This is a genomic window from Arthrobacter sp. TB 26 (assembly GCF_000427315.1).
Taxonomy (GTDB): Bacteria; Actinomycetota; Actinomycetes; order Actinomycetales; family Micrococcaceae; genus Arthrobacter.
In genome coordinates this window covers 15,858-28,156 of the sequence record NZ_AUPJ01000307.1, presented here as the reverse complement: position 1 = coordinate 28,156, position 12,299 = coordinate 15,858, and the positions used below count along the sequence as shown (strand labels likewise).

7 protein-coding genes and 1 riboswitch are annotated in these 12,299 nt (G+C 59.9%); of the genes, 5 read left to right on the top strand and 2 right to left on the bottom strand.

Annotated elements, in window-relative coordinates:
- Window positions 1-559: 559 nt before the first annotated feature.
- A riboswitch (Fluoride riboswitch) is annotated at window positions 560-642 on the bottom strand.
- A gap of 561 nt (window positions 643-1,203) precedes the next feature.
- The 5 genes from K789_RS0111130 (at window position 1,204) to K789_RS0111110 (ending at window position 6,038) form a co-directional block, all read left to right on the top strand.
- Window positions 1,204-1,752 carry a recombinase family protein gene (locus tag K789_RS0111130; RefSeq protein ID WP_024366829.1) on the top strand — a complete coding sequence of 183 codons (549 nt, stop codon included), beginning with the start codon at window positions 1,204-1,206 and terminating at the stop codon, window positions 1,750-1,752.
- 319 nt (window positions 1,753-2,071) lie between these two features.
- Window positions 2,072-2,650 (top strand): Pycsar system effector family protein, encoded by a 579-nt coding sequence (locus tag K789_RS0111125; RefSeq protein WP_024366828.1) that lies wholly within the window; start codon window positions 2,072-2,074, stop codon window positions 2,648-2,650.
- Window positions 2,651-2,652: 2 nt separating this feature from the next.
- Window positions 2,653-3,384 carry an adenylate/guanylate cyclase domain-containing protein gene (locus K789_RS0111120; RefSeq protein WP_024366827.1) on the top strand — a complete coding sequence of 244 codons (732 nt, stop codon included), beginning with the start codon at window positions 2,653-2,655 and terminating at the stop codon, window positions 3,382-3,384.
- A gap of 276 nt (window positions 3,385-3,660) precedes the next feature.
- The gene (locus K789_RS0111115; RefSeq protein WP_128081607.1) at window positions 3,661-4,392 is read left to right on the top strand and encodes a hypothetical protein; all 732 of its coding nucleotides are present in this window, start codon (window positions 3,661-3,663) and stop codon (window positions 4,390-4,392) included.
- A gap of 404 nt (window positions 4,393-4,796) precedes the next feature.
- A complete protein-coding gene (locus K789_RS0111110; protein ID WP_024366825.1) occupies window positions 4,797-6,038 on the top strand; it encodes a UPF0158 family protein in 1,242 nt (413 codons plus the stop codon).
- Window positions 6,039-6,311: 273 nt separating this feature from the next.
- Here K789_RS0111110 and K789_RS25645 read toward each other — a convergent pair whose 3' ends face one another.
- Together K789_RS25645 and K789_RS0111100 are read right to left on the bottom strand one after the other, a co-directional pair.
- Window positions 6,312-7,283 carry a hypothetical protein gene (locus K789_RS25645; protein WP_024366824.1) on the bottom strand — a complete coding sequence of 324 codons (972 nt, stop codon included), beginning with the start codon at window positions 7,281-7,283 and terminating at the stop codon, window positions 6,312-6,314.
- A gap of 176 nt (window positions 7,284-7,459) precedes the next feature.
- The gene (locus K789_RS0111100; RefSeq protein ID WP_024366823.1) at window positions 7,460-12,277 is read right to left on the bottom strand and encodes a DEAD/DEAH box helicase; all 4,818 of its coding nucleotides are present in this window, start codon (window positions 12,275-12,277) and stop codon (window positions 7,460-7,462) included.
- Window positions 12,278-12,299 lie beyond the last annotated feature (22 nt).

Sequence of the window (12,299 nt, the reverse complement as noted above, 5' to 3'; positions counted from 1 at the left end):
CCTGCCCTGCCACAGCGGGGATGTCTCCCTGCACCAGGCCGTGGTGTGAGCCAGCCCGTTGGCTTCAATCGTGAGGGCCTCGGTGTTGGAGTTCGCGTAGCCCATCCGCAAACCGGGCAGAGACGGGGAGGCCATGTCCTCACAGATACGGCACGGCCCCACCGGCAGGAGCACACCGTCCGGATGGCGGTGCAACAGGGAGCCTTTCCGGTCCAGCGCGTCGGCGACGTATTCGAGGAGATCCTCGTAGAGGACCGTGACGTCGAAGGGCTGGTGGCCGCCGCGGGCGCCGGCACCGGCCTGCCAGAGCTCAATCTCCACGACCGCGTAGGCCCAGGTGTGCCGGGGGCATAACCCGAGGGAAGCGCGCAGCAGCCGGCGCATGCTCCCGTCCATGATGTCTCCGTGAATGAACGACCAGAGCTGGCGCACTTCCTCCGCTGACAGTTCCAGCGGGCCGACGGGTAGCAAAGCGACCGTAAGCCTATCCCGTTCATGCTCTTCCGGGATGCCGGGCCTGTTTCGATTTCCAGTCATGGCGAGCGTCCTGCCCTTCGCATTAGGGGCAGGACCCATCAGCCACCTCGGCGGTCCGAACCGGCACCTCAGCCGGTCCCGGTGGGATCCATCACCGTTAGAACAAGGCTAAACCCGTCGGCTCCGCGGTCACCACACTTGGTCAGGACAACCACGGCACCGGAGAGGGCTTCCGCAACCGCCTCCACGACCGAAGCCCAACGCGGAATTGGTGCACGCGACTTCTGACATTCCGTGCAGACGACTTCTGAAAATGACAACGGAACGGGCCAACGTCTAGCGTTCGTTACGGATGACCTCACCTGGCGGATCGCTCAACCTAGTTATAGGGAGTGCCAAGTCCCCGTTAGAACTGTGAAATAATCGCCGTCATTTTTGGACTGCAGGCCACTCGCACGAAGACCGGAATTCCTGTCTCGTGATCCGTGTCCGCTATCAACGTATCGGAATAAGCGTCTGTGGAAGGGACATTTGACCGGTAGGCGCCACTCTCGAGCATCTCAAATACGATCCATTGCTGAGACGGTCGAGCGTGTTCCAGGGGACGTAAGGAATGGCGAGGAACTCGCGGTTCGACACGCCCCTTCAAAGTCTCAGAATGCCGTCCAATAACAGGTAGTCTCGCGACGGCGAATTGCTCGGCATTAAGAGAATACGGGGACGTCTATGGCTGTAATCGGGTACGCGAGGGTTTCCACCGCGGAACAGAACCTTGATCTGCAGCTCAATGCACTCCACGCGGCCGGCGCCGCCCGGACCTTTGCCGACAAAGGCGTCAGTGGATCCGCAGCCGAACGCCCTCAGCTGTCCAAAGCCCTGGACAGGCTGGAGACCGGCGACGTGCTCACCGTATGGAAGCTCGACCGTTTGGGCCGCAACACCCGGCACGTCTTGGACCTTATCGAGAACATCCGTGAACGGGGAGCAGGGTTCCGTTCCCTGACCGAGGGTCTGGACACGACTGGGCCCATGGGCACCGCGATGCTGACGATCATGGCTGCCTTCGCGCAGCTTGAGCGCGACACGATGATCGAACGCACCAGGGCAGGCCTCGCTGCGGCCGCGGCCAACAACCGCCACGGCGGAAGGCCCCGCAAAATGGATGACGCTGCCGCTGCCCGGGCCAAGGACCTCAAAGGCAAAGAAATCAGTGCCTCCGACATCGGCAAGATGCTCGGAGTCTCCCGCGCTACTGTCTACCGATATCTTCTCTAGGCGGTACGGTTCTTCGGGTTGAGAGACGACGACCTGGAGTGTCGCGCTTAGGGCACGTTCACCGGCGGCTTTGCAGGCAGGTCATACGGGAATCAGAGAATTCCTGCATTACGGCTTCCTCGAAGGGGAATGCATGAAGGTGGCGAGCCGGCCGCCGGTGGGGGACCGGCTAACGGGACGGTGTTGGCTGGGAGGTCCTGGACTCCTTAAACGTGTCCAGGACCTTTGCTATGCAGGCGTGAAGATGATGACTCCGCCGTGCGGACCGTAAGGTACGTTCCAGAGAGACAAAGGCCGCTGCTAGTGAAATGGAATCCAAATGAGGCGCACCCCGTGGGGACCCAAGGGAGAGCCGGACGTTCCTGCGGTTGCGGAGCCCCAACCTGACCAGGCTTGGAAGGCGCTGTCCGTTACCAATGAGTGGATAAGGCATGCAGATACGAAGACAGGCGTAACCCTCGCCTTTGTCGGAGCTACCGTCGCGGCTCTGTTCAACATCGTCAAGGACGAAGATAAGTGGACCTGTGCGCTGACTCTGGCTGTGGGCTTGTGCGCCTTTGCTTTGGTGTCCTCTGCAGGCTTCGCCTGCGCGGCGCTCTTCCCTCGGACCCGTGGCCGGCTACCGAACGGGGAGGAGGCAGACGAAGACGCCGTGAACCTCTTGTTCTTCGGTGACATCGCCGGACACTACACGAAGGACAGGCCAACGTATCTGCAGGTGTTGTCCCTGCTCACGAGCGACCCCACGCGGCTCACGCGCCAAGTGGCCGCTCAGATCCACGAGAACGCGCACATCGCCACAACCAAGTTCAAGTACGTTAACCGCGCCATCATTGCAGAACTCGCCGCGGTTGGTGTCGCGGCTTCTGTCGCCGTCATAGCTACGACAGGATGGTAACTGTGGACGGAAACTATAAGTACTACTCATACACCTCCAGCGCCGCGCGGATCGATGAAATCCTGGATCAGCCGACAGGGCAGTTCGAAGAAAAGGACAACTTTCCGGACCGCGACAAATTGACCTACACCAACGGCGTCTACGGTAAATGCACCGCGATTTTCGTCGACATACGCGACTCCTCCGGTCTCACCGAAAAACACGAGAGGCCAGCGCTTGCAAAGATCTACAGATCGTTCATTTCTGAAATGGTCGCCGTTCTGAACAGCTCCACCCTGGTCAGGGAAGTAAACATCGTGGGTGACTGCGTTTGGGCGGTGTACAGCACTCCACTGCAAAGCAACATCGATGATCTCTTCAACACCGTTTGCACTGCCAACACCCTGAAGAAGCTTCTCAACGCCAAGCTCAGCAAGAAGGACCTCACACCCTTGAAGCTGGGCATTGGAGTCGACTACGGACGGGCACTCATGATCAAGGCCGGCTACAGCGGCAGCGGCATCAATGACGTGATCTACATGGGAGATGTGGTGAACCGTGCCGCCCACTTGGCCAACAAAGCCGGACGAGGCTACGCAGACCCGATTTGGGTGGGAGACTGGTTCGCTGGAAACCTCAACGAGCACAACGCCAAACTGCTGACCTCAAGCTACGAAACGGGGCTTGGCAAGGTCCGAAAGGGCAACGCCATCATTTCACCCATGGACGAGTGGATTGACGAAAACTTCAGCTAGCTCGCTTGTTCGTCAGAAAGCCATCGTGGCCTGGGCCGAAGCGGAGTAATCGCGTGATCACCTCTACTGCGACCCGACAAAGAGCGCTACTGACAAAACGGCCATCCATCGCTGCAACTTATACGCAACCAGCAGCGCCTTCGACTGTCTCAGTAACCAATCCATTGTTGAGAGGTCTCACGCATCCTTTTGCACGCTCGGTCTAACGTGTTCTCTCCACGTATGTGACTCAATCCTGGCCCTACCGGCGACTCCAATAGTTAAGGAAATACCACTATGAGCTACAGCGAGCAGGAGCAAGTGAATAGGCGACGGCGCCTGGACTACATGGACGTCCCCGCCGGCACAGTCGGAGTTGATGTACATTCACGAGGGGTAAGACGCAATCCGTTTGCCCGACCGGATGAAGATGCCCTATCGGACCACGTCCAAGTGTTCTTGCGAGGCGCAGGAATCGACTGCCAAAAGGCAACGCCAGTAGGAATAGGTGCCGCAGCTGGCGGCCCCGGTGTGGAGACGGTGGAAGCCATTTTCGGGTTCATGAAGCCAATCGGCATCACTATTCAGGTAGTGAAGTTTCTCCTGGCTTGGCACGGACGGGTTGCCGCACGTAAGCGCCGCAATTTCTTACCGCAGGTGGTCGTCACCCTGCTGGCGGAACACATCGAACCACGCAGGACTGGTCCGAACGAATGGGAGGATACTGCTCGTCTTCTGGCACTCATACTCCCGGATCTACAGCAACATTTAGAGTTAGAGTTTCCCTGCTATCGCTTTCGCTATGAGTTCCATGCTCAGGGGCAGCAGATCCCTTACGTCCTGCTCCGCGCGGGAGATGGCCTACCCGTGACTGACAACCACGTCCTTCAGATGCTTAGGCACCTCAATCGGGACGCAGCCTCGCTCACACTGTTCCATCGTGAGGGTTGGTTTGCTTTCCCCATGGTCGTGGCGGTCAACTTCAGAGTTCGGCCTTTAAGTTTTGCCGGACTGATTCCGCCCACCTGAAAGGGAATGAAGCGCTATCATCTTCGCCCCGGGGAGCTTCGCTCCGGGAGCTCCCCGGGGGCTTCGCTCCTAGCAGCCGCTCAGAATAACCAGGCACGATGCGGCAGCATCGCGGATGGGCTACTGCGGTCCTATGCTCCCCAAACCATCGCCGAAGTTGCCCGTGGCCCAGAATGAGTGCCCGGGCTGTCAATGTTGGCTCTTGTGTCCGTAGGACGATCCTCAAACGGGATAGCAGGGGGCTACTCTGGAGCCCGGATCGCAGGCATCACCGCGCTTGCAAGCGCGTGCAAAAGTCTTCGCTCTTCCGTCTCGCGGAACAGCGCCCTCCTGCGGGATGCCGGCGCTCGGGCCCTGCAGTAACGCGACTACGGCAGCGCCGCGGCGCGTGCCATCCTTGGGGTATGGCACGAACCTGGTTGTCGGTGACGGTGGAACTGCTCGGTGGTCGTGGTGAGGAGTTGTGGCCGTGGTCCGGGCGTATCTTCGCGGTCGGACCGTCGCACACCTTCATGGATCTCGCCGATGCCATCAACGATGCTTTCGCCCGGTGGGACCGCTCGCACCTGTCAATGTTCACCCTGGCCGACGGCCGGGTAATCACTGATGAAGAGACGGGAGCCGAGATGGCCGGATCGATCCGGGGGCCGATCATCGCGCCAATCGACATCGTTGCTGCCAAGGTCGCCCGGATGGTGGAGCCGGGGGCTGAGTTTCAGTTCACGTTCGACCTCGGTGACGCGTGGATGCACCGGTGTGTGGTCGGGGAGGTGAAGGTCGACCCGTTGGAGGTATTGGGTGTCCGTCCTGATGTCCCCTTGCCGTACTGGGGTTGGGGGAGCATCCCGGACCAGTACGGGCGCCGGTGGGCTGCTGACGATGGGGAGAGCCGGGTTCCGGGGAGACCGGGCCGGCTGCACCCGATGCTGCTGCACGCGTGGCCCGCAGAGGTGCAGGTGCCGGGGCTCGACCTGTCCGAGTTGCGTGAAGCGATCGCGGCAGCAGATGCGGCCCGCTTCCTTGCGGCGGTGACGAGACGGCACATCGATGACGCCCTGCAACAGGTGGGGGCGGGCATACCGATGGCGCTGGAGCAGAGACGCCGGGACGCCGAGCTGGTGGCACTGTCGGTCATCAACCGGCTGACTTGGCGCGACGGCCCTGGTGACCGGCTGCTGGTCGAGGACCTGCTGGCACGTCTGCGCCGCGAGCCGCTGACAGGCAGCGTGGTGCCGGTAGACCTGAACATGCTCAGCACCGTGCTGGAAGGGGATCCCGAGCTGTCGACCGGTGGCTACCTCGACCTGCGCACCGGGCAGGTGTACGACGACAGCGCCACTGACCCGATGATGGTCGGGGAGGGCGACGCCATCGACGTCGAGGAGGAGCCGGCCCGTTGGCTTCGAGTCGACCGCACCGGTTCGCGGAACGGCTGGCGGGACATGGCGGCCTTCGCCGAGCGGCAGGACGATGAGGCCCTCCGAGATCGTCTGGGGCGGGCGATCGAGGGCAAAGGTGCCTTCTTCCGGTTCCGCGACATCGTCGACGGCGAGAACCTTAGCGAACAGTGGTATGCCTTTTCCACCGACCGCCAGGTGGGCCGTGCCCGCGAGTTCCTCGCTGACAATGGAATCCGCGTGGGCTGACGAGCCGGGTCCGGTCAGCGCCCTACATCTACTTCGGCCATGTCCGCCATTGGGAAGCTGAAGAGCTCGCGAAGGCGATATTCTTCCCGTTCTGACGCGTCAAATAACGGTCATGGGAGACATAGCCTGGCAGAAACATGAGTGGGTCCAACGTTCCCTGTTCCGCGGCGGCATCGGAGGCGCATGCCTGATCATATGCGGCGTTGCACAGCGATCGTGGTAACCGGCCTCCCGCTGACCTGTTCGGCGGGGGCCGTTGGGTACGTTTGAATGTCAGCGTGACAGCTCGTCGAGCAAGGACCGGAGCTGTCGGAAGCGTTCCTGCGTGAACTCCGTCCTGAACTCTTCCCGTGCTCGCCTGCGTCGCTTGCTGGCCTCGTTCTTTTCAACCGAGCCAGAAGCCAGCAGGTTTCGGCTATGGAGTGCTTTCTCCATAACGCCCGCTCTCTTCGTTTCGCCGGCAAGAATTGCGGTGCAGAACTCTTCACCATGAATCGTGCACCAGCCACTATTCAACGCCTGGCCAAACCGCTCGTCGTCCGGAATTTTGTCTAGAGTTCGTTCCTCCCACAGAAGACTTGGCGATACTGCGTCCGGCTTGCCATCTGAGCAGCCGCACGAGAACGCGAGGAAGTCATTGTCCTCTATCTCGTCCCACACGCTTCCAGTAACCAGGATGTGCTCTGGATCAGTTTGCTGGGCCGCTTTTGCCGCATAATTGACCGGTCTGCCTGCCCACACGGGCTCTTGCAGGTCTAGGTGCCGCGGCAAACCCACCTTTTTCACCAAGATGGAGCCACTTGCGATTCCAACTTTGAACCCAGTAGACGGCGCCTCCGGCCACTTGTGCTCCAGCTTTTGCGTGAAGTCTGTGCTGAAGGTCCGTATGGAAATACCTGCACACATAGCCCGCTCGTAGCGCGCTTCCCCCCAGAAGAGCCCGAATCCGCCATCTCCTTGGATATCGACAAAATCCGCGTCGAACGCTTCCAAAATCTTGACCACACCGCCCACTCCAGCGTCGTAAATGCTGGCCGTGCTGGCTGGGCGGCGGCCCTTTTCCAGATTGGTTGAGGACTTCAGATCAAAGAAAACGGCCACCAAATCATCCAAACGGTGCCAAGTCTTCGCGTCTACAGGAAGATTCTCCAAGTCGAGGGAGGTCTTGTACTCCACCTTGGGCATCCGCTCAAATAGGTCAGCTGTCCGCTGATACGCCGAATCCAGTAGCTGATCAAGTTCCAAAGGCTGCCCATTCCCGTCAGTAGTTGATCACAGCCTAGTTTCGGGGTCTGACAGTAATGTCCAGTGAGACTGGGGTGTCTTGGCCTGAAGTCCACGGCCGACGCTTACCACGGCAGCCCCCATCCACGTTTTAACGGACTGGTGCTTCAGCGCCTTGGAATGGCTCGTCAATCTCGTCACAGCCCGATCTCGGGAAGGGCACCTATGATGAGCTCAGTTTCAAGGCTTACGGTCACGATCTTGGCAATTAGATCGATGATGTAGCGCGGCTGCCGGTGCTCGCGTGACCAGTCGTTGGGGTCGTTGACAATGCCGGATGCCTTATCGGTCTTGACCTGGTATCTCTCAAGGATCCAGTCCAGGGCCGAGCGCGAACCGAGCCTGTACGCGTGGGCCGCGGCGGGGATCCCTTCCAGCGTGACGTGTCCGTTGTAGATAATGCGGGTCTTGTCCCAGAAGCCTGCCTTACCGCCGTACTTCATCTTGCCCACGGTGTACTTCACGTAATCATCGCTGTCGAGAGGTAGCCCAGTCTGACGTTCCGTCAGCGGAAACGGATCGAGCTCGTCGTAGCCGATATGTAGAGCTGTCAGCTGGCGGCCGGCATCAGCGAAGGAGTGGAAGCGCTCGGCGCCTGGGACTTTGGGTATGCGCGGAAGCATTTTCTTGAGGTCTGCAGCGAATCGCTCACGGTATTCCGGCGAGTGCAGAAGGCCATAGACGTAGTAGAAAATATCGTCCTTGGACACTTCGAATCCGTACACCCCCCGATACTCGGCTAGGGCTTCGTCTGTCACGTTGTCGATACGCTGCGGTCCAGCGTCTGGTGACGCGGCTGCCAGTTCGGCGAACAAATCGGCGCCCTGTACCGGCATGGCGTAGGTGTAGCGGGGGAAGAATTGTCCGGTATCCAGTGTGTGAAGATCTGGCAGACCATCGATCATCAGGGCTTCGAACGTCGGATAGTGCGATGAGGGAGACGTGATCACGAAGCCGAAGTTGTCGACGACAGCGGTTGGGAACAGGACCGGCAGTTTGTAGACCATGTCGTTGAGTTGCCGGTTGAATTGGACATGTTGTTTGTTGAACGGACGATAAGTGCTTACCCGGTAGCCGTCTTTGTCCGCGGAGTACTTGGTGCCGCGCTTGAGCTGAACCTTATCGGCGCGGTTCCAGCTCATCTTTTTGGAGTCGAGGTTGATGAACTCGTCGACCGGTTTGGCGTTGCCGTCGGCGGTGTAACGGTCGACTTCGCTGTTGTAGAAGTCGACCATGGATTCGACGTTATGGCGGAGCTTCTCCCCGGAGGAGTTGTAGACCCAGGCGTCGCGTGCGCTAGCCAACCCACGCGAGTATGTCCTAAAGATCCCCGGTTCGGTGGAGTCTTTGGATCCGAGGGGGGTGAAGGTTTCGAAGAGGTCGTTGCGGTGGTTGATCCAGTCGCCCTCCGCGTTGGGAGTGAGCTGTTCCCAGGGAATCGTGTTTAGCGTGGCTTCATCGATGATGGCGAGTTTTTGTTTGCGGTCGAGGTAGTCCCCGATGTCCCGGTAACTAAGTCGGCATTCCGTCACGGGGCCGGGGCGCTTGACGAGGAGCAGGATGGCAACCGTGGCACGGCTTCCCGCATCGAAAATCTTGCCGCCTTCCTTGCGGCTTTGCTCGCCGGCAGTGCGCTGGTTCCCACGCAGGTTGTAGATATAGATCTCGTGAAATTCGCCGGTGAGGGTCTTGCGGAGTCCGTCTGCGGTGTTGCCGTCGATGTACCCGCCATTGGAGACGTAGCAGACCACTCCGCCGTGTTCGGAGTTCAGCACACGGTTTGAGGCCCAGCGGATGGCACGGATGTAGGAGTCGTAGAGCGAGTTCTTGTTGGTCGCCGTGGATCGCTCCACGTACGTCCCACGGATGGACTCGTCCAGAGTGGGGTACTTGAGGTTCGCGTTGTTGTCGTTGCCGCTGGACTGGCCGACGGAGTAGGGCGGGTTGCCTATGATGACCCTGATGTCGAGCGCGTTCTGCTTGACCACTCGGTCGCTGTTGTTGGTGAAGACGTGCTCATCAAGGGTGTCGCCGTCTTCAGTCATTTGGAACGTATCGGTGAGCACGATCCCGTCGAATGATTCATAGCCGACCGTGTTGGCGTCCAGGCCCTGTTCGATGGCATGTTCGGCGAGGATGCCGTGGAACGTGGCTTCGATGTTGATGGCCGCAATGTAGTAGGCCATGAGCAGCAGCTCGTTGGCGTGCAGCTCTTGGGTGTATTTTCGCAGCAGATCTTCGGGTTTGATCAACCCTGATTGCAACAGTCGCACGACGAAGGTACCCGTGCCGGTGAACGGGTCCAGTACGTGGACGCCTTCATCAGATATAGAAACCCCGAACTCCTTTTTCAGGACGTCGTCGACGGCGCGGAGTATGAAGTCGACGACCTCGACGGGGGTGTAGACGATGCCCAGGGATTCGGCGGTGCGGGGGAAGGCGAGCTTGAAGAACTTCTCGTAGAGCTCGGTGATGATCTTCTGTTTGCCTTCGGCGGTGTTGACGCCTTCGGCCTTCACCCGCACGGAGCGGTAGAAGTCTTCGAGGTTCTGGACTTCGGAGTCCAGGTTGTACTGCTCGAGCACCGTGACCATGGAATCCATGACCTGGGAGACGGGGTTGTGGGCGGCGAAGGAATAGTCTTCGAACAACGCCTCGAACACGGGTTTGGTGATGAGGTGCTGGGATAGCATGTCGATGGCGTCGGACTCGCTGATGGAGGCGTTCAGGTTCCCGCGCAAGCCCTCTAGGAAGCCTGCGAATTCGTCACGCACCCGGGCATCGGGGCCATCGAGGATGGTGCGGATCCGGATGATGTGCCGGTCCGCGATCCCCTTGACGTCTTCGGCCCACTGTTCCCAGTAGCGGCGGTCCCCGACCTTGCGGACCATGCGGGCGAAGATCGCGTTGCGCCACTCGTCTGCATTGGCCATATGGAACAAGGCCTCGGTTCCCGGCCTATCCGAGGAACCGGGCATCTCACCCGGGCCGTCTCCTTGTCCGAAGGGGTCGGCGACGGTGATGATATCGATCTTGTCGTTCGTGTTGCCGTTCAGGTCCAGCTTGTTGATCATCGCTTCGAACCGGTCATCATGGGCGCGCAATGCCTGGAGCACATCCCAGACAACCTTGTACTTCTTGTTGTCGTTCAGCGCGGTTTCCGGGTCTTCGGAGGCCGGAACCGCGATCGGCAGGATGATGTAGCCGTACTCTTTGCCTTCTGAGCGGCGCATCACACGTCCCACAGCCTGCACCACGTCGACCTGGGAGTTGCGGGGGTTCAGGAACAGCACCGCATCCAGGGACGGGACGTCCACGCCTTCGGTGAGGCATTTGGCGTTGGACAGGATCCGGCACACATTCCCCTTTGTCTCATCCTGCAGCCAGTCCAGTTTTGCGGAGCGTTCGAGAACATTGAACGTGCCGTCGACATGTTCGGCTTCCAGCTTCAACGCGTCGTCATCTTCGACCAGCAGTTGCCGCCCGATGAGTTCGAACTGTTCGGCCAGTTTCTTGGATTCCTTGATGTTCCGGGCGAAAGCCACCGCCCGGTTCATCGGGGACGTATCGCCGATGGAGAGACGCTCACCGTTGACGCCGCGCTTGGACAGCCCGTTCCAGCAGCCCACAATGCGGGCAGCGTCATCCAGGGACAGGTCTCCGTTTTCTTGGAACAAGCCTTGGAAGGAGCGGGACACGGCGTCCTGGTCCACTGCCAGGACAAGGACTTTGTAGTCGGCGAGGTGACCCATCTCTACAGCTTTACCGAAGCCCAGGTGGTGGAATTCCGGCCCGTAAACTGCCACATCGTCCATGGAGTAAACGGCAACATCGTTCTCGGCCGCCTTCGCCTTCGAATCCTGCACATAGATCCGCGGCGTCGCCGTCATATACAGACGCTTCTTGGCACGCAAGTACTCCTGGTCGTGGACACGCACGAACGCCGAGTCATCATGCTCGGCCTCCGTGATCCCCGTGGTCCGGTGTGCCTCATCGCACAGAATCACATCAAAGTCAGGCAGTCCGAGGGCCTGCGCCTGGGCGATCACGTCGATCGACTGGTAGGTGGAGAACACCACAGTGACAGCTTCCTGCCCGGTGCTGATGCTCGTCCGGTAGAAGAGTTTCTGCGGGTCCGTGGTGGCAGGAAACGCCAGATCGTGCACGGACACGTCCTCGTGTTCGCGGCGGCCGACCTTCGTGTCCGAGCACACCGCCAGCGGCCGCAACGGGACGGTGGCCTGGGCCGTCCACTCGTTCAGCGTCTGCTGCAGCAAGGCGATGGAGGGCACCAGGAACAGGGCGGTACCGCCGACCGGGACCATTTCCTCGACGATCTTCAACGAGGTGTAGGTTTTGCCCGTGCCGCAGGCCATGATCAGTTTTCCTCGGTCAGAGCCATGGAATCCAGTGATCACATCGGTGATCGCCTCGCGCTGATATTTGCGCAGTTCCTTGTGGTCGATCTGCCGCATTTCCTCGGGGCGGTCCAGATCAAACTCGGCCCAGTCAATGGTCGAATCCGCCAGATCCTGCAAGCGTAACCGGGTCATCGGCTTCGACTGGCCCTCCAGTGCGGTCTCGGCGTGCTTGGACCACTTGTCCGTGGTGGAAACGACCAGACCGTAGGAGAAGTCGACCTTGCCGGCGGCCGTGAAAAACGAATCGATCTGCTTCTTATCCAGTGTCCGTTGCGGGTCATAGAACTTGCACTGGATCGCAGTCAGTTCCCCGGTGTAGCGGTCCTTCGCGACCAGATCGATTCCCGTATCCACCTGCCCTTTGCGGTCCGGCCACTCATCCCATAGCCACACGTCGGAGAACTGATCCGAGTACTTGGGTTCCAACTGCAGATACCGCTTGAACAGCCGCTCGAACTTCGTGCCCTTGTCCCGTTCATTTTTGGCGGAGAAGTAGAGACGGTCGAGCAGCTGCTCGAAAGTGTTAGAACCCATGGGAACATCTTGCCGCACCCGG

Excerpts from the sequence above, each read along its gene's own strand:
- K789_RS0111130 (WP_024366829.1), top strand. The coding sequence starts at position 1,204 with ATGGCTGTAATCGGGTACGCGAGGGTTTCCACCGCGGAACAGAACCTT.
- K789_RS0111125 (WP_024366828.1), top strand. The coding sequence starts at position 2,072 with ATGAGGCGCACCCCGTGGGGACCCAAGGGAGAGCCGGACGTTCCTGCG.
- K789_RS0111115 (WP_128081607.1), top strand. The coding sequence starts at position 3,661 with ATGAGCTACAGCGAGCAGGAGCAAGTGAATAGGCGACGGCGCCTGGAC.
- K789_RS0111110 (WP_024366825.1), top strand. The coding sequence starts at position 4,797 with ATGGCACGAACCTGGTTGTCGGTGACGGTGGAACTGCTCGGTGGTCGT.
- K789_RS0111100 (WP_024366823.1), bottom strand. The coding sequence starts at position 12,277 with ATGGGTTCTAACACTTTCGAGCAGCTGCTCGACCGTCTCTACTTCTCC.